The organism is Pararhizobium gei, from assembly GCF_029223885.1.
Taxonomy (GTDB): Bacteria; Pseudomonadota; Alphaproteobacteria; order Rhizobiales; family Rhizobiaceae; genus Pararhizobium; species Pararhizobium gei.
Genome location: NZ_CP119409.1, coordinates 2,621,625 through 2,643,642 on the forward strand (window position 1 = coordinate 2,621,625; position 22,018 = coordinate 2,643,642).

Annotated in this window: 26 protein-coding genes; 19 read left to right on the forward strand and 7 right to left on the reverse strand. The window is 56.7% G+C overall.

What is annotated here, in order from left to right:
* Positions 1-15 precede the first annotated feature (15 nt).
* On the reverse strand, positions 16-1,035 hold the full coding sequence (dusA, locus tag PY308_RS12810) for a tRNA dihydrouridine(20/20a) synthase DusA (protein WP_275791111.1): 1,020 nt from the start codon (positions 1,033-1,035) through the stop codon (positions 16-18).
* Positions 1,036-1,203: 168 nt separating this feature from the next.
* On the opposite strand from dusA, the gene PY308_RS12815 reads away from it, so the two are divergent.
* The 5 genes from PY308_RS12815 (at position 1,204) to PY308_RS12835 (ending at position 5,183) form a co-directional block, all read left to right on the forward strand.
* On the forward strand, positions 1,204-2,301 hold the full coding sequence (locus PY308_RS12815; protein ID WP_275783079.1) for a tyrosine-type recombinase/integrase: 1,098 nt from the start codon (positions 1,204-1,206) through the stop codon (positions 2,299-2,301).
* 731 nt (positions 2,302-3,032) lie between these two features.
* Positions 3,033-3,278: a hypothetical protein gene (locus tag PY308_RS12820; RefSeq protein ID WP_275783082.1), complete on the forward strand. Its 246-nt coding sequence runs from the start codon at positions 3,033-3,035 to the stop codon at positions 3,276-3,278.
* Positions 3,279-3,358: 80 nt separating this feature from the next.
* Positions 3,359-3,598, forward strand: a complete 240-nt coding sequence (locus tag PY308_RS12825; RefSeq protein WP_275783085.1) for a hypothetical protein — start codon at positions 3,359-3,361, stop codon at positions 3,596-3,598.
* Positions 3,595-4,764, forward strand: a complete 1,170-nt coding sequence (locus tag PY308_RS12830) for an AAA family ATPase (protein ID WP_275783088.1) — start codon at positions 3,595-3,597, stop codon at positions 4,762-4,764. The genes PY308_RS12825 and PY308_RS12830 overlap by 4 nt, the downstream gene beginning before the upstream one ends.
* A gap of 149 nt (positions 4,765-4,913) precedes the next feature.
* On the forward strand, positions 4,914-5,183 hold the full coding sequence (locus PY308_RS12835) for a hypothetical protein (RefSeq protein ID WP_275783091.1): 270 nt from the start codon (positions 4,914-4,916) through the stop codon (positions 5,181-5,183).
* A 47-nt stretch (positions 5,184-5,230) separates the two neighbouring features.
* On the opposite strand, the gene PY308_RS12840 is transcribed toward PY308_RS12835, so the two are convergent.
* A complete protein-coding gene (locus PY308_RS12840; RefSeq protein ID WP_275783094.1) occupies positions 5,231-5,881 on the reverse strand; it encodes a hypothetical protein in 651 nt (216 codons plus the stop codon).
* Between the two features lie 93 nt (positions 5,882-5,974).
* On the opposite strand from PY308_RS12840, the gene PY308_RS12845 reads away from it, so the two are divergent.
* Entirely contained in the window at positions 5,975-6,280 is a 306-nt protein-coding gene (locus tag PY308_RS12845; protein WP_275783096.1) for a hypothetical protein, read from the forward strand.
* A 1,062-nt stretch (positions 6,281-7,342) separates the two neighbouring features.
* Here PY308_RS12845 and PY308_RS12850 read toward each other — a convergent pair.
* Complete coding sequence (locus PY308_RS12850) at positions 7,343-7,843, reverse strand: hypothetical protein (protein WP_275783098.1); 501 nt, start codon at positions 7,841-7,843, stop codon at positions 7,343-7,345.
* A 630-nt stretch (positions 7,844-8,473) separates the two neighbouring features.
* Here PY308_RS12850 and PY308_RS12855 point away from each other — a divergent pair.
* From PY308_RS12855 to PY308_RS12895, 9 genes are all read left to right on the forward strand, one after another.
* The gene (locus PY308_RS12855) at positions 8,474-9,364 is read left to right on the forward strand and encodes a hypothetical protein (RefSeq protein WP_275783101.1); all 891 of its coding nucleotides are present in this window, start codon (positions 8,474-8,476) and stop codon (positions 9,362-9,364) included.
* 285 nt (positions 9,365-9,649) lie between these two features.
* A complete protein-coding gene (locus tag PY308_RS12860; protein ID WP_275783104.1) occupies positions 9,650-10,171 on the forward strand; it encodes a hypothetical protein in 522 nt (173 codons plus the stop codon).
* A gap of 8 nt (positions 10,172-10,179) precedes the next feature.
* Positions 10,180-10,797: a hypothetical protein gene (locus PY308_RS12865; RefSeq protein ID WP_275783106.1), complete on the forward strand. Its 618-nt coding sequence runs from the start codon at positions 10,180-10,182 to the stop codon at positions 10,795-10,797.
* The gene (locus PY308_RS12870) at positions 10,794-10,985 is read left to right on the forward strand and encodes a hypothetical protein (RefSeq protein ID WP_275783109.1); all 192 of its coding nucleotides are present in this window, start codon (positions 10,794-10,796) and stop codon (positions 10,983-10,985) included. Before PY308_RS12865 ends, PY308_RS12870 begins: the two co-directional genes overlap by 4 nt.
* A complete protein-coding gene (locus PY308_RS22975) occupies positions 10,985-11,464 on the forward strand; it encodes an HK97 family phage prohead protease (protein WP_350339835.1) in 480 nt (159 codons plus the stop codon). Before PY308_RS12870 ends, PY308_RS22975 begins: the two co-directional genes overlap by 1 nt.
* 592 nt (positions 11,465-12,056) lie before the next feature.
* A complete protein-coding gene (locus tag PY308_RS12880; protein ID WP_275783113.1) occupies positions 12,057-12,488 on the forward strand; it encodes a hypothetical protein in 432 nt (143 codons plus the stop codon).
* A complete protein-coding gene (locus tag PY308_RS12885) occupies positions 12,488-14,176 on the forward strand; it encodes a tape measure protein (protein WP_275783116.1) in 1,689 nt (562 codons plus the stop codon). Before PY308_RS12880 ends, PY308_RS12885 begins: the two co-directional genes overlap by 1 nt.
* The gene (locus PY308_RS12890; RefSeq protein WP_275783118.1) at positions 14,173-14,853 is read left to right on the forward strand and encodes a hypothetical protein; all 681 of its coding nucleotides are present in this window, start codon (positions 14,173-14,175) and stop codon (positions 14,851-14,853) included. The genes PY308_RS12885 and PY308_RS12890 overlap by 4 nt, the downstream gene beginning before the upstream one ends.
* 58 nt (positions 14,854-14,911) lie before the next feature.
* Positions 14,912-15,580 (forward strand): hypothetical protein, encoded by a 669-nt coding sequence (locus tag PY308_RS12895; RefSeq protein ID WP_275783120.1) that lies wholly within the window; start codon positions 14,912-14,914, stop codon positions 15,578-15,580.
* A 55-nt stretch (positions 15,581-15,635) separates the two neighbouring features.
* Here PY308_RS12895 and PY308_RS12900 read toward each other — a convergent pair whose 3' ends face one another.
* The 3 genes from PY308_RS12900 to PY308_RS12910 form a co-directional block, all read right to left on the reverse strand.
* Positions 15,636-15,866 (reverse strand): hypothetical protein, encoded by a 231-nt coding sequence (locus PY308_RS12900; protein ID WP_275783122.1) that lies wholly within the window; start codon positions 15,864-15,866, stop codon positions 15,636-15,638.
* Positions 15,867-16,466: 600 nt separating this feature from the next.
* A complete protein-coding gene (locus PY308_RS12905; RefSeq protein WP_275783124.1) occupies positions 16,467-16,751 on the reverse strand; it encodes a hypothetical protein in 285 nt (94 codons plus the stop codon).
* Positions 16,748-17,131 carry a hypothetical protein gene (locus PY308_RS12910; RefSeq protein WP_275783126.1) on the reverse strand — a complete coding sequence of 128 codons (384 nt, stop codon included), beginning with the start codon at positions 17,129-17,131 and terminating at the stop codon, positions 16,748-16,750. Before PY308_RS12910 ends, PY308_RS12905 begins: the two co-directional genes overlap by 4 nt.
* Before the next feature lie 185 nt (positions 17,132-17,316).
* On the opposite strand from PY308_RS12910, the gene PY308_RS12915 reads away from it, so the two are divergent.
* A complete protein-coding gene (locus PY308_RS12915) occupies positions 17,317-17,469 on the forward strand; it encodes a hypothetical protein (protein ID WP_434064150.1) in 153 nt (50 codons plus the stop codon).
* Complete coding sequence (locus tag PY308_RS12920; RefSeq protein ID WP_275783130.1) at positions 17,466-18,104, forward strand: hypothetical protein; 639 nt, start codon at positions 17,466-17,468, stop codon at positions 18,102-18,104. Before PY308_RS12915 ends, PY308_RS12920 begins: the two co-directional genes overlap by 4 nt.
* 153 nt (positions 18,105-18,257) lie before the next feature.
* Here PY308_RS12920 and PY308_RS12925 read toward each other — a convergent pair whose 3' ends face one another.
* Positions 18,258-19,163 (reverse strand): hypothetical protein, encoded by a 906-nt coding sequence (locus PY308_RS12925; protein ID WP_275783133.1) that lies wholly within the window; start codon positions 19,161-19,163, stop codon positions 18,258-18,260.
* A gap of 625 nt (positions 19,164-19,788) precedes the next feature.
* On the opposite strand from PY308_RS12925, the gene PY308_RS12930 reads away from it, so the two are divergent.
* Both PY308_RS12930 and PY308_RS12935 read left to right on the forward strand, forming a co-directional pair.
* Complete coding sequence (locus PY308_RS12930) at positions 19,789-20,904, forward strand: ABC transporter ATP-binding protein (protein ID WP_275783136.1); 1,116 nt, start codon at positions 19,789-19,791, stop codon at positions 20,902-20,904.
* Between the two features lie 65 nt (positions 20,905-20,969).
* Entirely contained in the window at positions 20,970-21,992 is a 1,023-nt protein-coding gene (locus tag PY308_RS12935; RefSeq protein WP_275783139.1) for a Fe(3+) ABC transporter substrate-binding protein, read from the forward strand.
* Positions 21,993-22,018 lie beyond the last annotated feature (26 nt).

Here is a 22,018-nt window from a genome sequence, read left to right on the forward strand (position 1 = left end):
GGTCGCAGCCGACAGTCACTCCGCCGCCTGCCGCGCCTCCGCCGCGGCAAAAACAGCCTCGAAGGCCGCCGCGATGACCGCCGGCCCCGCCCCGGCCCGCGTCGCATCCGCCGACAGGATCTGCCGGAACCGCCGTGCACCCGGCCAGCCCTGAAACAGTCCGACCATGTGCCGTGTCACATGAACAAGCCGCCCGCCCGAAGCAATATGCCGGTCCGCATACCCCATCATCGCGTCACGAACATCGGCCCAGAATTCCAGCGACTGCCGGTGACCGGCCGCGGTAAAATCCTCTTCATCCGCATCGACTGGTAAGGCTCCCGTCATCGGATGCGGAAAAAACCGGTCCACCCCCGTCAGCAGCCCGCTATCGTGATAGGCCGCCCGGCCCAGCATGACGCCATCCACGTGATGCAGTTCCTCACGAGCCTGATTCAAAGTCGCAAGACCGCCATTGATCCCGATGAAAAGACCAGGATTTTCAGCCTTCAGGCGATGCACCAGGCCGTAGTCCAGCGGCGGAACATCGCGGTTCTCCTTCGGCGACAACCCCTGCAGCCAGGCTTTGCGGGCATGGACCCAGACCCCATCCGCGCCGGCGTCCTTGACCAGCGAGACCAGATCGCGAAGCGCCTGTTCTGGATCCTGATCATCCACCCCGATCCGGCATTTCACCGTCACCGGGACCGAGACCGCAGCTTTCATCGCCGCCACACATTCAGCGACCAGCGATGGCTGTCGCATCAGACAGGCGCCAAACGTACCGGATTGCACGCGGTCAGAGGGACAGCCGACATTCATGTTGATTTCGGCATAGCCGAATTGTTCGCCGATCTCAGCCGCCTCGGCCATCCGGCTTGGATTATTGCCCCCGAGTTGCAACGCAACGGGATGCTCGGCGGTCTCGAACCCGAGAAGCCGATCCCGGTCGCCCCGAAGGATGGCTTCCGAGACGATCATCTCGGTGTAGAGCAGCGCGTGCTTCGACAATTGCCGCGCCAGGAACCGATAATGACGGTCCGTCCAGTCGATCATCGGGGCAACGGCGAAGACGGGAGCCCCTGCTTCGCGGGCTTTTCTGTAGAAATTCAATTCGTTAGGTGTCGCGTGTTGTGTCAAGTTTTGTCAGGCTTTTTCCACGTGTTGCACCATTTTTCATGGTGAGGTACAACATTGTCGTACTCGGCAAAGGAGTGTTGTACCATGGGAACGATCACGGCTCGCAAGCGCAAGGACGGGACGACGGGTTATACCGCGCAAATCCTCCGCAAGAAAGGCGGACAGATTGTTTTGCGAGAGGCGCAGACCTTCGACAGCAAGCGCGAGGCGAACTCTTGGATAGTTCATCGGGAGACCGAACTTGATAAGCCCGGCGGCCTAGAGCGCGCCTCAAGGACGTCCGCCACGCTTGCCGAGGCAATTGACGCATACACGGCTCGCGTAACGGATATCGGGCGTACAAAGACGCAATGTCTCAAGTCCATCAAGGACTATCCGATAGCGTCGAAGGCATGCGAGTCGATCACGGCAAAAGACATTTCCGACTTCGCGCATAGCCTTCGCCTTGGCGGCAGGAAGCCACAAACAGTCGCAAACTACATAAGCCACCTATCCGCGGTGTTTCGCGCCGGAAGGCCGTTGTTGGGCATGCCCCTGCCCTTGCAGGAGATGCGTGATGCGCAGCAAGCCCTGCTCGCCAGCAACGACATCAGCAAGTCTTCCGAAAGGACACGGCGCCCTTCCCTCGCCGAACTCGACAAGATCATGCAGCACTTCGTCGACCGACAAGAGCGCGCTCCGCTGTCGGCCCCAATGCACAAGATAGTCGCTTTCGCTATGTTCTCCACGCGTCGGCAAGAGGAGATAACGCGAATTGAGTGGGCAGACCTTGATGAACCCCATAGCCGCATTCTTGTTCGCGACATGAAGCACCCCGGCCAGAAGCGGGGCAACAACGTGTGGGTTGAACTGCCGCCGGAAGCGTTGCGCATCGTCAAGACGATGCCAAAATCGAAATCAGAGATTTTCCCATACACCACGGACGCCATTAGCGCTGCATTCACCCGCGCATGCCAGTTCTTGCAGATTGACGACCTGCACTTTCACGATCTTCGCCATGAAGGTGTCAGCCGTTTATTTGAAATGGGCCGGACTATCCCACTCGCTGCAAGCGTTAGCGGGCATCGAAGCTGGAACAGCCTCAAGCGCTATACGGACATTCGAGAGAAAGGCGACAAATTCGCCGACTGGCCTTGGCTAGAGAAAATCTGCCAACAAAGAAAAGGAAGTGACACGCATTGACAACCGCAGCCGAATAAACTATACACCTACGGCTTTGCATAAACGCACAGCGAAAATCTTAATGTCGTGGTCAAGTTCTATCGGAGGAAAAATCAATTGTCAAGCGTTAAAATGAAAACAATCGAAGCGGCGGCATATATCGGCAAGTCACCTAGTTGGCTGAATAAGACCCGCCTTACCGGCACTGGGCCGGTTTACATGAAGGTTGGCGGCGGCGTCCTGTACGCCTCATGCGATCTTGACAACTGGCTGACCGGTACGCGTCGCACCGCGGTATATGCGCACGCCAATGACAATGTCCGCGCTGCCGCGAGGGCATCCGAGTGACGCGGGAAACGATCAGGATGTGCCCGCCACCGAACGATCCAGTTTGGCAACATGTCGCGAGACATGAGGCAGCCCATGCTGTCGCACACATACTCGCTGCCATCGAAATTTTCGGTAATCCTCATAGTGTCCACAGTTTGCAAATCAGGCCCGGTCGGACGAACATGGTCTTCGGTCGGAAGGCGCTACCTGTTATCTGTTGGGGGCTCTGCGAGTCCATCCCTGTCTACGGTGGAGTTGGCCGACAGATCGCGGAAGCATACGTCAGACACACTCCAGAAGCTGTTCCTGCCCGCATCAAAGCCGCCGAATGGGAAATCGTGTCCTGTATAGCGGGACCATTTGCGGATGTGCTTTCGCAAGGATGCAGGAGCTTGCTGGCAATGCGATGGGAATCCCGATTGATGCGGGTTGGCGTCAGCGATTTCGAAGCAGCGGAAGCCATCTTCGAGGATCTGCGCATTCTCGCCGGAAGGCGAGCCGGATGGGTGAAACTGCTAGAGCGGACCCGCCGCCTGGTGCTCGACAATTGGACTGCAATCGACATCCTAGCCTTGGCATTGCTTGAACGTAATTACCTTGAGCAAGACGAAGTGATTGACTGCATATCGCCATATTTGCCCGCCGTTGCGGCCAAGGCGGCCGCCTAACCCTTTCCACCCCACCACCACCGACCACCTGCCGGACAACCCGGCGGGCGCGCCTTCGTGCGCTTTAACAGGAGACAAATATGAAAATACTCTATTGCCACCGCCTGGCCGACGCCAAGCCCCGCGACGCCATCGCGTTCGTCGATGTCCAGATGACCGACGATCTGCGCCTATATGGACTTAGACTTATACGGCACCCCGATGGCCGCCACATGATCTACGCGCCGCAATGCGGTCAGCGACAGGCCGCAAGCTTCGGCAAGCCACTGGCCGAACAACTCACCGCTTTGGCCCTCGAAGCGTATGAGGCGGCAGTATGAAGCCGCGCCAGGAGTACGACCCATTCACGCCAGGTTGGCGCCAGCCGAAGCCCGCGATGGCCTGGCGCTCGCCAGATCTGTTCGAGGCGCGTGGCCCGAAGCAGTTCGTGATTGACGGTCTCGTGGCACTGGACGAGTTGAGCGTTGTCTATGGCGACCCCGATGCAGGCAAAGGAAACTTCGCACTGAACATGGCTATGGCCGCCGCTACCGCGCAACCGTGGTTCGGACGCAACGCTGGCATGCTACAGTCAAACGGCGAGTGGTGGCCGGCTGGTGTCGTCTACTTTGCACTTGAGCGCCCTGCACAGGTCGAGCGACGGATTTATGCCTATCGCCAGGAACGCGAAATTGAATTCGAACCAGCCATTGCGGTTTGCGAAGAAGTCTTCGACATCCGCGATCCAGACGCTGGCGAGTTGATTGCCGAGACAATGTTCGATGCTCGCAAAGGGACTTACATGTGCACGGATCCGTCTGGAGTGGGGGTGTGCGACTATCAGCCGGATTTCAATCTGGCTATCATCGACACGTTGGCCATGGCACTGCAGGACGGCAGCGACAGCGACCCTAGAGACATGGGCGCCGCCCTGCGCAGCTTGCACACAGCGCGCCGCCTGACGGGCAGCCACATCATGCTGATCCATCATAGCCCGGTTAGCGGCGATGATCGCATGCGTGGTTATGGCAGCTTGAATGCCGCGATCGACATGAGCATCCACGTCGCCAACAAGCGCGGCCAGCGTATCGCCAGCGTGAAGAAGAACAGCGACAATCCCGACCGGCCGAAGTTTTACTACTCGCTCAAGAGCTTCGACACCAAGCTATGGGACGATGAAGAAGGCGACTACATCGGCACCGCTCCGTCGCCGGTTCTGGTCGAAGAGGCTGGACCGAAAGAGGTAGCGGCAAAGGCAAAGGTAGCTGCAGCCGCACCGGCTGCAAGCGCCAGTGAGAAGCCCGTCCTCGACGCGCTCGCCAGTATCGACCAGCCGGCAACGGAAGCCGCATGGCGTGAAGCGTTCGATGGATTCCGAGATGCCGACATAACTGCAGGCGCACACCGCAAGCGTTTTTCAGTCGGCAAACCCAAACTCGAAAGCAAGGGTTTAATTAGCAAAGACGAAAATGAAATGTGGACCGTTACCGCGTTACCAACGGTGTGATGGTAACGCTCTTGGTAACGTAACGTTTTTTACCACGGGGTTCGGCGTCACGCGTTACCACTGTTACCGTTACTCCCCCACCCTTTAGGGGGGGGGTATCAGTAACGTAACACGTAACGATGCGCCCCGTCAGCAGATGGGAATCTGAAATGGAAAGAGAAGATATTTACGATGCAGTCGAAGATGCAGTCTCGAAAGCATTTTCAAAGCATGAGGCCGAGGAAATAGAAAATCCTCAGATGACGGCCATTGAGGCGTTTGATGCCTTCAATGAACTCGACGAGCCAGTGCGGGTGGTGGGCGTCATCAACTCAAGCACCGGCCTGGACTTCGTCGTCATCCGTGAAGATCCGGACGGTGATGGCGAAATATACCCAACAACGGCCGGCGGTGTCTACCGGAAGAAATCGACGGACTAAAATGTCGCAGTCAGCTTGCCCAACAGGTGCAGCAGTAACACCAAATGCTACGCGCCCCCTCTGCAGCAGTCTGGGGTTGTCTTAGGGCCGGGGAATGGATTTTCCGTAGGTTGACCAGTATCAGGGCCTCCGTTTCCACCATCGTCTTTAGGCTGCGGGCGACTTGGGCCGCTGGTCACACGCCCAGATAGACCCGAGTCAGACTCAGAAATTGTGATATCTGAGAGGTCGTTATTTACAGATCCCGCGCCAAGTATTGCGCGCAAATTGTCTTCGGTCCAGACAAACCTGTCAAATGTTCCCAACGGTATACCCTGAATTGCCAACTTCCCGGTTTGGCCGTTCAGGGAAAGATCCACATCAATTTTTCTGCAATCGACAATTGGGCTGTCAGGCAGGGTTTTGGTTTCGATTGAAAGGCCTTCCCTGCCAACAAACATCGGGCCACCGCTGGTTGGGAACTGCAGTCCAGAAGCGTGACCGATGGTGTAGCCATTTACGTTGATGGCACTAAAATCTTTCCGTATGCGGATTATGTCTACTCTAGGGCACTGCCTCGGGAACTGTTTCGGCATAAGCGTGGAAATGCTAAACGCTTTTCGGTCAAAATTGAGCTTTGAAAGATCGGTTGGCTTTAATTCTTGAGCGAATGATGTCGAACAAATCGACAACATACTTAGCAGATACAAACCTCTCATCTACCTTCTCCTTTAATCGTTAAATGCAATCCTAGACTGCTTCGTTTGCAAGAAGCAAGATGCACGCATCAGCGCTGGCCATCGAAGGACGCCATGGCCGAAAGGTTGGCTGCTGACCGGGCCGCCCTTGTTGAGGAGGTGCCCGCGGACACGTTTGCCGGCTTCAAAATGCGACTGGCTGGGAGCGACTACAAAGCCAGCGAGCAGGCTGCCAACTGGGCCGGTAAGCTTGTCGGTGAGTTCTTTGACCTCGACGTCAGAGACCGGGCGGACAAACGAAAGGCAAAGGAAATGCTGGCCGCTTGGATAGATGCTGGCGAACTTGAGGTCGTCCAGATGCAGGACGCATACCGCCGCGTGACACCGCATGTAAAACCGGTTGCGGCACCACCCAATTGAGGTGACGCAAAAGCAGTGCCGCAGGTCTCACAAATACTTGCGGCACCACCCCCCAATCCCTTGAGGATGGGGGTGTGCCGCAGTGTGTTGTATCAAAAATAGTGGTGCCGCAAAATCGGGGTGACGCAAATTATCGCGGCAGCATATATTCGATTGTCAGAGAGGCACCCTTGCCCTTGAGTGGTGTGGAAATGACGCGATCGCCTGACCTTTGAAATGAGTACATAGCATCGCAGCACATCGGCATCCTGTGATTAGTGCCTGGGTAGCCACCGACCTCCCGGTGTACTTCTCCGGAATTGACTCGGACAGAACTAGCACCGCGTTTGGTTGCCGCGATCAGTATATTTTTGATTGTGCCTTGAAATGTATTGGTGTTCATGTTCGTCTCCTGTTGTTGAGACTTCCTATTCAGAGCATTTTCTACACGCTGTCTACGTTAGAAATGCATTCGGACAGCACGATTGTCCAACATGCTGTTACCGTTCTGCAACGCCCTCCTTCCCCAACTATGCTATAATCCCGCTTATGAGCAACCATCTTCTTCATTTCCGACACACGCTCGGGCGGCATCGGGCCGCACCGGCAAATGTCGGAGACATCAATGCATCACAAACGAAAGCGCCCTCGCATCGCGGCGTGCGGACTGTGCAAACCGCATAAAACCAACGGAGCCTGCGCCCGTCATAAGGATATGCGGGGCGGCGATAGACGCCGTTATCTATCGGGTAGCGAGCAATTCCGGTGCGAGGGCCTGAAGGCGCCAAGCCGAGACAAGTAGCCCAAAAAAAACGGCCTGCTCGGTTTGTGAGCAGGCCGAATATTCATCGCGAGTGGGAGAAACCCCGCGGAAAGCGCCGCTGGAGGGGAAAACGCTGCGCTTACCTAAAAGATGCGCCGAAATGGTTAACGAAAGATTAGGCGCCACTCGGAAGGAAGACAGAGTGCCAGTTCTTCTTCTGCTTGTCCTGCTCGCCGGCTGCCAAAGCGACGCCGGCCGGTACCAATGCACGACCCACAACGACCTCACGGAATGCAGCAGGCGGTGATAGAAAGCAGCACCTATTTAGGCAGGCGTCCAGCTTCGCGTTCGGCATTCAGAATCCGCGCAGCTTCAGCCTCGATCATAGCCCCGAATTGTTTTGGCAAAAGATTTCCGCGCTGCTTGATGATGGCGATACGGAAGGTATACCAAAACCGGCGTATCACCTGCTCGAAGTCTCGATAACTGTCAACGGTGCAAAAGTAACTGCTATGGCATCGAATGAGAGCTTCCGCAGCATCTACGCCACTTATCAATTTGCCGTATAGTTTTTCTGTTTCGACCAAGTTTTCGACCGACAATTCGAAAGCCGCCGGATCGTTCGACACGATGGCTTGATTCATTTCGGCCGTGCCAGCGTCGGCAATCACAACCAGAGGGAGAACGTTGTCCGTGAACCGATCGGTTAGTTCACCAGTACGATTCGCGAAGATCGTCACCCCGAACATGAACTGTGCGGCAACTAGGAGAATGGCTGCAATACTTAATATTTTCGTGAGTACATCAAGGTATTCGTTCAATACAGTTCTGGTGATCCACATAACTACGTCAGTGACTGTTGTTGCAACAGCGAGGGCATCCGGCGCAAGGATCCATAGCGTCGCTGGTGGGTATCGACCCGGTTAACAAAAAAATGCTTGCGATCGCCACCAAAAAAATCCGCATTTTACCCACCGCATTTTGAAAGTAATTGTCCCATTGAGATTATCCTATCCATTGCAGAATGCAACTGAACCCACCGGGGGCATCCAAACTTCCTCACTTCCAAAACCCCATACCGGTCGGGAAGAACAGCGCTAACCCAAATACAGTTTTTCCATCGCGCGCACGCGATCGCGCGTAACGCGCGCGCGAGAAATCATTACATAATTTAGGAAAAAGCCCGGTCGCCAGGAGGCGCGACCGGGCAGTTCGGCCGCGGGGATTGCGGCCGGCTGCGGTTCAGGGGGGTTGTCGCAGCGCCACTCGAACTTTCAATCGGCAGTGCGGTTCCATGGCCCGTTAGGTTCTCCCAAAAAAAAGGCGCGGCTTTTATCACATCTCATATTCAAACGCAATACTATCTTGACAATTTTGTAAATTTAAACTATTGTCAAAATTCTAGCAGCCCGCCGCATTGGCATCTTCCTCTTTCCGAAAGGGTGCGACCTTTGGAAAAACCTATCTTCGACGTAGCAAATGATAACGCCGAATTCGATTTCCGCCTCCCGAACGAGATCCCCGCAAACAAACAGGAAGCCCGATCCTTCCTTACCGAAGCGATGTCCGCCACGTCGGTAGCTATCACTGTCGTGAAGCCCACCGAGCGGCCCGTACAGCGCGCATGGAAGCCAAGCCCTAAGCCAGCCAACGATAACCGCGAGCCGGTATCCTGGCCCTTCCTCGACAAGCTACGGCGTGACGGTCAGCACGAGGATGCGCAGATGATCGAGCATTACCGCGGCCTCGTCGCCATCATGGAAGCGAACCCTCTTCAAGGGCAGGATCCGACCACGGCAGCGGATGGCATAGAGGTCGAACAGCGATCGACCGTGACAGACAAGGACATCGACAAGGCGGCCGAAAATGAGTGGCCGGACGATCAGGTCGCTGGGGGCGATCTGATCCGGAAGGGAACGCGGCAACTTTCGAAGTTTGCGGGATCCTCTGGGCAGGCCAAGCAGGCCGGCGAGAAAACGGTTGTCCGGATGCGCTGCATGGGCGTCAGGTTCAACGAGCGAGTTCTGATCGCGCAGATCGACTTGCGGGAAGTGCTGCCTCGTTTGCAGCGCGCTATGGGTCCGCTCGTCGCACCGTTCGAAGATGCTGTACTTGGCGGGCTCACTATGGGTGAAATCGGCGAGGCTCGCAGCTTCAAGGGAAAGCAGGCGGAATCGGCCGGCAAGGCCTTGGTCTATGCCGCGCTTGATGCTGTCCGCGAAGAGTGGGGTTCGATCAAGGCAGAGCAGCGGGCCGCCGAAGCCCAAGCCGACCGAAATGTAGAACGACGTCGGGCCGAACTGGCTGCAGATCAAGCACGCTTTCTGGGTCGTGCCGCATAGGTACACCTAAAACACACCGCCAAGGTAATACACGGGAGGATCGCTTAACGGCGGTCCTTTTTTAGTTTCGGCTGTGTCGCATCACAGCCTTCGGCGCTCCTAATCCCACAAAGGTAGTCGCCGTCAAATTCCTAGTTTCACGCGCGAAGTCATTTTCCAGTTTCGGTGCAACGACAGCGCACCCGCCCTGCATGAGGCTGCCCCTCTGCAGGGCATTTTCTTTCCCAAAACATCCATTCAAAATTTGGAGGCTCCAATGCCACATATGAAAAGCGGTGCCTCCTAATGGCCACCGCTAAGCAAACTTGTGCAATCATCGATGATGTTTTGCGGCTTCCGGAAAACACTAGCCGCTGGCACGCCGACCGACTTCGCGGCGAAGGGTTGCTGCGGGGAATACAAGGTCGTCCAGAGCAAATCGACAGCGCGGAGACGGCGACCCTCCTGCTGGCCGTCCTCATAGGGACGACTAACATTCGGCCGTATCTGGCCATGACACCTATCTCGCGCGGCACGGCATTCGCCGAAACGCTTGCCAACTTCATCGATGCACCGAACGACCTGCTAGAGCTTCGGATTGACGCGGCGGCACCGGGCGCAACGCTGACCTTCCGCGGCGATGACAACGGTGTTCGAACCAGCACCTTCGCCACCGCAGAGCGGCACGCACGGCCGGCCTTCGATCGAGAAATCCGCGTCGGCCCGGAAATCTTTGTCCGCTTGGCCAACGCGATCCGCAATGCGCCCGAAGTCCGCGCCGGCCGCCGTCGGCTGTCGGAGCGATACGAAACCGCAGTCAAATTTTAGGAACCATAATGTTGAAGAAACCAACACCAGCGCCTGCACCAATTGTCCGCAGCCTCGCCGACGCCGACCCTGGCTATGCCGCCGCAAAAGACCTCGTTGCTCGCCTCCGTGCCGCCAGTTCGAAGCTTGACCAGGAAGAGTCGGAGCTAATGCACCGACTTGCAAACCGTCCTGCCATACCGGAAAAAACCGGTCGCGTTGCCGCCCTGCTAGGCGACGCGTTGCCAGATGACGACGAGGCGCCCGATGGTCTCCGAAGCCGCTTGAAGGCAATCGCCGCTGAACGTGTCGACCTCCGCGCTGCCATCGACATCGCGCAACAGCGCCTAACCACAGCCCGCTTTGGGGCCAGCAAGACGATCTGCGACGAGGTGCGGCCCGTCTACGCGGCACGGGTCAAAGCGGTTGCTGACGCCCTGCTGTCGGCTCACGACGCTCATTCCGAACTGCTGGTGCTGATCGACGAGCTGAACACGAACGACATCGCCTGGACCGGCGCCATGGCGCCAATGCATGCCGACCGGATCCTCGGACATCGCTCCGACCGCCTGGCTATCTGGTTGAAGGATGCCGCTGACGGCGGCTTCATCTCAAAGTCCGAAACTCCAAAGGAACTGCAGCAATGAGCAGAATCGAACACGCAGACCGCCGCGAAAACGGTGCCGATAAGCGGTGGACCTTTGTGGACGGAAAGCGTGAGCTTTTGCCGACCGACCCCCATGAAGTCGTCGCCATTCTTCGCGAGCGCCGCAACAAGCCGGCCGCGAGAGCCAAGGCCAAGATGCAGGCGGCAGCCAAGGCTCGCGGGCTCTGATGTGGCTGACGGAGAGCGGCCGGCCGCCTACACCTGGCAGCCGAACGGTCTGCGGCTATGCGCTTCGTTGGGGTGTTCCCTCACCTGTGCGGCCCGACTATGACGAGGTCTTTCGCCCCCGGTCGCTAGCCTTTCCACGTCCCGTGCCATTGCGCATCAACCATGACAAGGGCCAGACTATCACCACGACTGAGGACAAGGCGTTTCGCATTCGGTGCGATGAAGTGGGGCTGTGGGTCGAATACGACTGCCCGTTCACTGACATAGGCGATGACGTGCTGCAGGGCGCTCGCCTTGGGCGTTTCAAGGCATGGTCGATATCGTTCGGGGCAATCGACCAGAGATGGGATAGGACGGGCCACAGACCGCTCCGTATCATTGCGAAGGCAAACCTTGGCGAGGTATCAATAGCCGACCGCGGGGCGCATGCGACCACGATAGGCATCTTGTCTAGGATGCGGCCGGCAACTTCGAACTAGCCAAGGGTCATATTCTCAATTGCGGGAGCGTGTGTTCTTGTCCAACGCCGATACCCAACCGGGGCGGGTTTGCGCGATTTGATGCACCCCTCCGGGGGTACATCGCCGCTCTACCGTCGTCTGCCTCCTTACCGTCGGCCCAAGCAGATTCTTGCGTCCGCAAAATTTGAAATTTGGAAACGCAGGTGGGAGGGGTGTCAACGATCCCCTTCGCCTCCCAAACCGCATACCGGTCGTGGTCAAACGCACGCATTTTTTTGATTGAAATGTTGAGGTCGGCGGCTGTCATCGACGTTAATTTGGCTGCGATGTCGGTACACACCAACCCCGGCGCTCAATGTTCCGCCAACGCAAATTGACAGCTCCGAGCGCACGCGTGCACATTTCCATCGTTGAGAACTGTGCGACAGTATTCACCTGCGAGCTTTGAACAAGCGCTGTCTTAGGATCAGCAGTAAAAATTAACGTTGTCACAATCAGCGAAACCATGTTTCCCAACCCCCATTGACCGCAGCATATCATGACTCGCTTATAATTGCGTGTCCAGCATTTTAACTTCTGGTTGCGGCGCCCAACTAACAGGACATTCAAAATGACCAACTCTTCCATCGCCACCCCGGCGGACAGCAAAGCCGTGCTCGCAACGGGCATTAGCGCCAAGATTAACGGCGAGACATATCATTGCGAGATTCATCGCTCCGACTTGCGGCACTTCGAACGCGTGTTCGGACCAGCGTTGTATAACTTGAATCGAATTCGCGAAAACGGATGGGATTCCGAACTCGTCCGATCCGTCCTTGAATTCTCGACCGGACCGCGCCCAAAACCGGAAGACACGCCAGAAACGTTTCAGATGATGTTCATGACGTCGTCTACCCGCCGTCGGGGCGCGTCGTCGTGGATAGATGATGCATTCGCTGCCAACGGCCCGCTCCGATACGCGGGGCTCGCTGGCCTGATCCTCGCCGCTGCCCTTGCTGGCGTGCCACCAGAGGATGCTACCTTCGACGATGGGGAGATGTAATGTCCGACAAGACAGATGACCTGATTCTTTCCATCAGCACTGACGTTGCCACCCTCCGCCGATCCTTGAAAAAGGTCGAAGCGGCGATCGGCGACACGACGGGCGTGGCGGCCAGGAAGTTCGACAAGTTGGGCCAGGACATCGACCGCTCGATGTCGAAATCGCTGGGCAAGGCTGGCAGCGCAATCAACCGGCTTGGTGGCGTTGCTGGCGCCGCGGCTGGCCGCATCGCTGGTGTCTTCGCGGCCGGCGCATCCCTTCAGGCGGCAAGCCGTTTGGCCGATGCTGCCAAGAACGCCCAGAACGCACTGAAAGTGGCCGGGCTAGAGGGCGCGGCACTCACTGACGTTTACGACAAGTTGTTTGCTTCGGCACAGCGTAACGCGGCACCAATAGAGGCCTTGGTGACACTCTATTCGCGTGCTTCCGGCTCTGCGCGCGAGCTTGGTGCCAGCCAGGCGGATCTGTTGAAATTCAGCGACAAAGTGGCCGTCGCGCTGAAGGTGTCCGGCCAATCGGCTGGCGAGGCAAGCGGCGCTTTGCTGCAATTGTCACAGCTCCTTGGTGGCGGCACCGTCCAGATGGAGGAATTCGGCAGTCTGTTGGATGGTGGTCGGCCAATCCTTCAGGCAGTAGCCGCTGGATTGGAGGATGCTGGCGGCTCCGTTGCCGCCCTGACGAAGTTGGTAAAAGACGGAAAGGTTTCGAGCGAGGCATTTTTCAGGGCATTTCTTGAAGGCTCAAAGACGCTAGACGAGAAGGTCGCCGGAGCCGCAACGACGACAGCCCAACAGTTCGTCCGACTGCAGAATGTGCTTGTTGATACGGCCGGCAAGATCGATACGGCTACGGGTGCTTCCGATCGCTTCGGCAGCACCATTGAAGAACTGGCCTCAACGATCGAAGGCTTTGGCAAGATCGTTGTTCAAGCGTCGGATTCGGAATTGGGCACTTTCGTTGGCTGGCTTTCTGAAGGCGTCGACAAAGCGTCCGAATTCAAGAGAATGATGGGCGGCATTCCCGGCATTTTCGACAAGCTGGGAAAGCTGAACCACGATTTATTCAACGGCAAGCCTCTTGGCACCGCAATTACGGAAGACGCGATTCAGGGTCGCATAGAAGGCGCCTTTGAAGGGACTGGCGCAGCGCCAAAAACCAGCCGCTTGCCCGCCGCGGTGCCAACTGTACCTGTAAAGCCGGTGAAGCTGTCCGACTATCCCGTTGACGACGCGAAGTCCAAGCCGGGCAAGGAAAAGAAAGTCGAGCTGGACGATTTTGCTCGTGAACTAGCGCAAATCAAGGAACGCACGGCCGCGCTCAACGCCGCGTATGCCGCACAGGCTGCGCTGAACCCGCTCGTCGATGATTACGGTTTTGCAGTCGACAAGGCAGCGGCTGCTCACGAACTGCTGGCCGCCGCTATGGCTGCCGGTAAGGCCAACACGCCAGCACTTGCCGCTGAGATAGACGCGGCAGCCGAAGCGTATGCCCGCGCCACATCGGCCGCGGAGCGGTTGGCGGAGCAGCAGCAAAAGGTTCGCGACAAGGCGGAGGAGGCAGGCGAAGCCGTGAGCGGCGTCCTGATGGCTGGCATCAAGGCCGCTGTTGACGGTGAAAAAATCGGGCGTGCGATTGCGGATGCAGCGATTGGCGGCCACTTTGTATTGAAATTGGAGTTTCTAAAATGAGCGCAATCTTATCCGTTGCCACTCCCGAGGCGGTGTACCTTTTGACGGACGGTGCAACCTATGACCGGGACGGCGTCGTTCATTCAATCAGTTGCAAGGTTACAGCAGCCCGAACCGTACCGTTCGTGGTGGCCACGCGCGGCGACAAAGCTCAGGGCGACCGATTTGACGCCTGGATCTCCGAAGGTGCAGACCGGTTTGGAATTGAAGACATCCTTGCCGCATTGTCGGCAAAAATGCCGCAGTGGCGCAAGAGTGAAGAATTTCGCGCGGCTGTTTCTGGCGAGAATATGGTTGAAGTCACACTTGCCGGCTGGACTGAGCAACGTGGGGGTTTTTGCCTGCGGTTTTCTACCGAAGGGGATGACGCGTTCGAGATGGTGTCTCTTGACCTTGCGGACTATGCAGGCCCATTCGACGGTGGCGATTTGTCATGGATTCGGATGCCCGAGCACGGCGAAAACCCCGAAACCTGGATCCGCACCCAAGGCCTGGAGATGATGGAGCATTTCCGTAGTCACCTCGGAAAAAGCGTTGCTGGCTGGCCGCAATTTTACGGCATCGGCGGCCAGTGTGATCTGACAACCGTCACCGCAGAGGGCGCTCATACCGAAACGCTGCGCACATGGCCCGATGTCGTCGGCGAAAAGATCAACCCAGACAGAAAGGCCGCCTAGACCCACCCACCCACCAACACAGCCCGCCATCGCGCGGGCTTCTTTGTGAGGCTTACAAATGCCACAACTACTGCAAAACGGAGTCAGATGGCTCGACGGCATGCTGGCCGATTTGAATGCTAAGTCAGCCAAAGGCAGTGCCTCTATCACCAGCACAGCCGATAGTATCGCCCTGCGAAACGGGCAGGCGCCGGCCAAGCGGACAGCGGCCACAAACATTCGGGCTCTTGTCGCGGGCGGCACGATTTCGAATCCAATTGTTTTGGCAGAGCTAACGGCCGACGCCACCAAGCTCGACGCGGACGCAAATAAGTTCGACGCGTACGTCGAGCAAAACCTCCCGGTTCTGGCCCAAACTCAGTCGTATGTGGCGGCAGTTGGTTCTGTCATTGCATCGCTGGCGACGATTACAACCGGCCCGACTGCGCTGACCGCTTTTACGTTCACCAGCAAGACGGCCGGACATGCAACGTTTTCAGCCACGACCAGCGCGAATGCGAAAAACGCCCTGGTTACCCTATGGCGCATGGAGGAAGGCGAAGACTTCGATTCCAACAAAGCGGTGTTGTCAACTTCAACCGCGGCAACGCCATCGACGACGTATTCGCTGACCGACGGCAACGCGACGTTAGTGCCGGCAGGTACATGGGACTTCTTCGCGGTGCCGTCCAATACCTACGGCTATCCCGGACCGGTGAGCGGGCCGGTTAGGGTCACGGTTAGTTGATGTGGGTGTACATAGGGCGTGACGGACAAGTTGTCCGTCACGTGCGAGGGGTCAGCTAGGCGTCTTCCATGAATGGCGGATCGCCGGGACCGGGGCCGTAGATGTAGTTGCCGCTGATGTACCATCGGCCAGATTGATGCGGCCCAAAAATGTAGTTGTTATCGATATAGAAGCGTCCGCTGTTTTTGGGGCCGTAGATGTGGTTGCCGTCGATATAAAATCGACCGCTGTGGCGAGGGCCATATATATGATTGTCAGCAATGTAAAATTTGCCACTTCCGCTCATCACAGCATCCTCTCATTCACGCCGTGCGAAGTCTATGGGAATGCCACACAACCTCATCCTAATACACAACAAAAAAGCCGCCACCTCTTTCGAAGTGACGGCTGGCAGCGCGCGTCTTTTGTGGGCGACGGCGGTATCGCGCTGGCCACTGGTAAAGAAAAACCCCGACGGCCGGACATGCGGTCAACAGCCGACGGGAAACTCTATTTGTTCAGGGGGCAATCTGGAAAGGTGCGGGGTTTGCGGCAGAACGCTTGACCGATGTCGCAGGTCCTGATGTTTTTACAAGCGAGGCATTCCATCGCTCGGAGCGCCAGTTTCCGCTCCGGCGGGGTGAGCGCTGCGAATTTGGCGAAAAGCATTGCGTTCCGAGTGGCTTGTTCTGTGGAAGGCGTCATTGAACCGCCCCCCTTGTGGAACGCGGGCAGACGGGCAGCGTGCGCAATTCCTCAAGGAATAACTGACCAGCACGACAAGTCGTTTCTGCGCCGCATGAGCGGCAGCACATGACCTGCCGGGCGAGAACCTTCTGCGGCTCGGTCATTCTCGCGAATTTGAGGAAAAGCGATGCGGTGAGGACGGCGCGTTCGGTGGAGATGTTCATTGCCGTGCACCCGCGATCAGGGCGTCGAGGTCATTCACCAACATGCGAAAGGCCTCTTGCTCGCCGTCTAAGCCTGTGCCGTTTTCGGTCATCCAAGCGAGCTTGGCGCGTATCTCAGGAAGCGTCCGGCAGCGGAAGGCCATGATGGCATGGTGCGTAGTGATCTGGCCGATAGGCAACCCTGCGGCATCCGCCTCGTCCACTGCGGCGCACGCGTCATTATCGGCTTGGATCAGATTGGCGAGGGAGAGCGTGAATTTGGAATGATTGAGCGCGTTCATGCTGCCACCGCCCTGAGCATATCGGTGCCGATTGCGTTGCGAGCCGTGATGTCGGCAACCACGAGCGCTAAGGCACGTTCGTTGAACAGGTCGAGGTGGATCCGGTATCGGGTCCATGCCGGATTGTCGCGCCACATTTCGATATAGTTGCCGTCTCGTTGGCAGCGGAATAGCTCTCCGTCGATGAGGTAAACGCCCTCGCAGACATAGGCATCGACCGGGAGGCAGATGACGCTGCTGTTGTGCGCGATGTAGGTTGGTGCCATCGTGTCGCTGGTGATGGGGTGGACGAAGGGGGCTGCTTGCCGCGGTCTTCTTGGAATCAAACGTCTTGGCAGCGCCAGTCTGTCTGTGGGCAGGGCATGGGTGGTCGTTCGCATGGTGGGTGCGTCCTTTGTTGTGCAAATCACGAATACACTCTAAGGGTATTCGAATGCCCCTGGGGTGTCAACACCTGACGTGCATTCTTTTATACTTGGGGTGGAATATGATTACATCAGCGCAGCTTCGCGCAGCTAGGGCGCTTAAACGGATGGACCAATCGACACTTGCCGAGAAGGCTGGAGTGTCAGTTGAGACTGTAAAACGCCTAGAAAAAATTGAAGGGGCGCTCTTCTCCGCTAACGGCAAGACGCTTGCTGCCCTCCAATCCGCCCTTGAGGCGGCCGGTGTGGAATTCATCGACAATGGCGTCCGTCTGCGGGACGGCACGAAGTGAGCCTGAAATACACCATCCGTCTGTATGAGCTTGTTGAAGACAGCTCAATCGAATCGTTGGGTGGTGGGGAAATCACAAGCTATGGCGGCTCCTGCCCTAACGTTGGCGATACAATCGCCCGCTACGACGTACTGGCTGAAGCTTTTAAGTTTTACAACGTACAGCGCCGAATGTTCATAGACAGTGCCGACAGCGACGAGGGGTGGGCCATCATAGTGCGGGCCACTGCCGCCTCCTCCCTCATGCTAAACGTCACAGATGAATGGCTAGACGAAACGAAATTCTGGCGTGACGTGGAAGACCAGGAGCGCCAAGAGAAGCATGACGAAGCCGCGCGAACGCCAGGCACTTTGGAATATTTCACGTGGCAAGCTGAGGAGCGAGCCAAGCATAGGCCGCTGTTCGGCCTTAACGGTCGCGAGATGGACGTTCTGCGCTACATGGTAAAACATCCACGCCGGAAGCTTATCGATCAGATTCCGCGAGCAGGTCTAAAGACGATGGAAAAGCTAAGCGCAATTGGTGTTGTCATAAACGGCGGCACAAGCAGCAAGGGCGAGCAGGAATGGTCCATAACGAAGGAAGGTCGTGCAGAACTCAAGCGGTTTGAGAAATGGGACAATTGGGGGAAATGAGCTCGACGTGGGGGCGGCCGAATCTTTTCTTAAAATTACCTCGAATCGAGAGAGAAAAGATAGAAAAAATATCAATCGGGGGGTACTAGGCGGAGGACGTTGCGCAAGGCGGTTTAATGCAGACAACATCAATGAAATCCGCAAAGTAATGCGTCAGAGCTTCACTCGCTTTATGTGCAAATTGGTCAATGGGTCGGTTTTTTGCCTTAGACGCAGACGATATTCATCCAACTGAGGCCCGATATAAATAATCGGAAAAGCTTTGTCCAGAATCTCTCCTTCGAAGCGGACTGCACATATTCCGACTAGGCGTTCGCTCCCTGTAACGGATGTCCACTCTTCTTGCCAACGTTTCATCACTGTCTCGGCATCGGCAACTTCGTGCTTTGCAAGTTCTTTAACGGAACTGTGAATGTCACAAATGTCTGCAAAATATGTACGTACCGCAGATTTTAGGCTAACTGTGCCGCCGCGATCTGCAACTTCTGATCTAATTGCTGTCTTAAATTTGTCGTCAACCACTTTAGAGACGTCAAAAGTGAATTCCGTCTCATATGTAATCTCTGACATTTCTTTATTCATATTTCCGCCGTACTTTGAACTATGGACAGGGAAGGAGCGGTGCTGCGAGTAGTTTCTAACTGCTTCCATGAAGCGGTATTCGAAACTTGTGTCGTACTTGTCGGACTTTAAAGATTTGGCCTTTTCCAGCGCTTTGTCGCTGCCGGTTATCTCTCGAAAATGGCTGCCCATCGTGTCCTGATACATTCGGATAGAGGAGAGCAGCAAAGATGTAACCCGGCCGAATTCCGCTCCTACTCCGCGGATGCCTGGAATGTCGATCTGGCGACCGAGAAGCGTGTCGAGGGTCGCCTCATGTATGAATTGCTCCACCGTTTTATAGCTTTCGCTTACGGCAAAAAACTTCTCTTCAAAAGATGTCATTTCAGTCAGAACATATCGAGCGTTTTTTAAAGCTTCATATTCCTCCAGGGAAATATCGATGAAATCCTGCTTACCCAACGCGTGTCGCCAAATCCTAAAACCATCTTCATTCACACTGCGGCTCCTTTGCATGGGTACCTACCCCGCATCTCGTGTTGCATCGACCGGTACAACAAAAAGTACAACACGACCCCGCAATCCCCTGCCCTGCGGCCTAGTCCGTCCAGTCGATCATCGGTGCAACGGCGAAGACGGGAGCCTTGAAATATCCGGTATTTTTTTCTGGTACAGGCTCTTGCAGCAAGTTCTTCTCCGTATTTTTGATGCTCATTTTGGACCAACTCCAATAATCCAGCAATATCCGTGGATCAAATTGGGAAGCGATCAGTGCGCACAAGCGAAAGGACGGCAGTGTGGTCTACCGGGCGCGAGTGCCGATTATGCAGGATGGTGTGCCTTATCACGAGACGGAAACGTTTGACAGACGCCCCGCGGAGGCGGCTTGGCTCAAAAACACGCGAACGGGAACTTTCCAGATCAGGACAGTCGTTAAAGCCGTGCTCCCAAGCATGCGCGTCGGGTCGCCCGCTGGTGCCAGAACCGCCCATTTGACACTGCTACGATACCCTCAGGTGAGCGGAGTAGACGCGTTTGTCAGCCGACGCGAGTTGCGAACCTTGCCGGGAGTTGGGTATCAACATCAGCAGGGCGGTGCCGTTCCGTCAAGAGGATATGAATTGTGGTTACAAACACCAGAGATTGCGCCGTTGTGATCCAGCATCTGACACGTCGCTTCGGATCGGCGGCCGCGGTGGCCGATGTTTCCCTGTCCGTAGACAAAGGCGAGATTATTTGCCTCGTCGGTCAATCCGGCTGTGGCAAATCAACCTTGCTCAGACTGATCGCCGGGGTAGACACGCCTGATACGGGTAGAATATTGCTTCATGGCAGGGAAGTGTCGGGACCGGCGACATTTGTTGAGCCCGAAGCTCGCCGCATCGGCTTTGTTTTCCAGGATTATGCCCTGTTCCCACATCTAACCGTGGAACAGAACATCCTCTTCGGCCTGAAGCGTCGCAACAGGGCCGAGGCCGCCAGGAGGACATCCGACGCTATTCAACTGATCGGGATAGCCCATCTGGCGGACCGCTTTCCCCATATGCTGTCCGGTGGCGAGCAACAGCGCGTGGCGCTGACACGGGCCCTTGCGCCGCAGCCTGATCTCCTGCTGATGGACGAGCCCTTCTCCAATCTCGACCAAGGCCTCAGAGATAGGGTTCGCAACGACACGCTTTCACTGCTCAAATCGCTTGGCACGACCGTGATCCTGGTCACTCATGATCCACAGGAAGCCCTGTCGGCAGGCGACCGGGTTGTTCTTATGCGCGCCGGCGAGATAGTGCAGATTGGCTCGGGCTACGACCTGCATGACCGGCCTGCAAGTCCCTACGCCGCGGAATTCTTCTGCGATTTCAACAAGGTGTCCGGCATTGCCAGGGCGGACCGAATCGAAACGCCGATCGGCAGTTTTCCGCATCCGCTGCAGTTGAAGGAGGGCCAGCGATCGGTGGTTTATATCCGTCCCCAGGGGATTTCGATTTCGCCGGACAAGGGCAATATTCCAGGTGCGATCGAGGCGCGGAGCTTTCATGGCGAATTCGAGCAGTTTCTCGTCCGCGTCGCCAGCCTCGAAGCGCCGCTACGCGTGAAAACGACGCGCCGACTGCCGGAAAGCACGCGCTCGGTGCAGCTTTCCATTGGCGATGAAGGGGTATTGTTCTTCCCGGAAGCATCCAGGAATTGGATTTCCACAACAGATAGCGATCAAGATTCCGTGATACGAACGCTGAGATGAAGTAAGAACTTGACGAAATCAGTCATGAAATGCTGCTAGCAAGGCGTATTCAATTGGAGGGACATATGAAAAAATACGCCATCACGACGACCACATTTCTCGCCACTTCGCTTCTGCTGGGCGCTGTTGCGGCCTCTGCCGCAGAGATCAATATCTACACGACCCGCGAACCCGGCCTGATCCAGCCGTTGCTCGACGCCTTCACCAAATCGACTGGCACGACGGTCAACACCGTGTTCCTGAAGGATGGCCTGGCCGAACGCGTCGCCACCGAAGGCGCAAGCTCGCCTGCAGACATCCTGATGACTGTCGATGCCGGAAACCTTGTCGACCTCACGGAAAAGGGCGTGACCCAGCCCATTGAATCCGACGTGCTGAAAGCCGCTATCCCGGCCGAACTTCGCGACCCCGCCGGCAACTGGTTCGGCCTTTCGATGCGCGCTCGCGTGCTCTACGCCGCGAAGGATCTCGACCTCGCCGCCTTCAACTACGAAGATCTGGCCGATCCCGATTGGAAGGGCAAGGTATGCATACGCTCTGGCCAACATCCCTACAACACCGCGCTGTTTGCCGACTACATCGCCCATTACGGCGTTGAGGAAACCGAGACGTGGCTGACCGGCGTCAAGGCGAACCTGGCACGCAAGGCCGGCGGCGGCGATCGTGATGGCGCCAAAGATATCCTTGGCGGCATCTGCGATATCGCCATCGCGAATTCGTATTATGTCGGACTGATGCGCTCCGGCAAGGGCGGCGAAGACCAGGTTAAGTGGGGCGAGGCCATCAAGGTTATCCTCCCGACCTTCAAGGATGGCGGCACCCAGGTGAATATCAGCGGTGCGGCCGTTGCCAAGCATTCGCCAAACAAGGCCGAAGCCGTCAAGCTCCTGGAATATCTCGTCTCCGACGAAGCCCAGAAAATCTATGCCGAAGCCAATTTCGAATATCCGGTCAAGGCGGGCGTTGCTGCCGATCCGATCATCGCCTCCTTCGGTGCGCTGAAGATCGACTCCAAGCCGTTGGCTGAAATCGTTGGCCACCGCAAGGACGCAAGCGTGCTTGTCGACAAGGTAGGCTTCGACAACTAAGACACGGAACGGCGCCGCGACCCCGC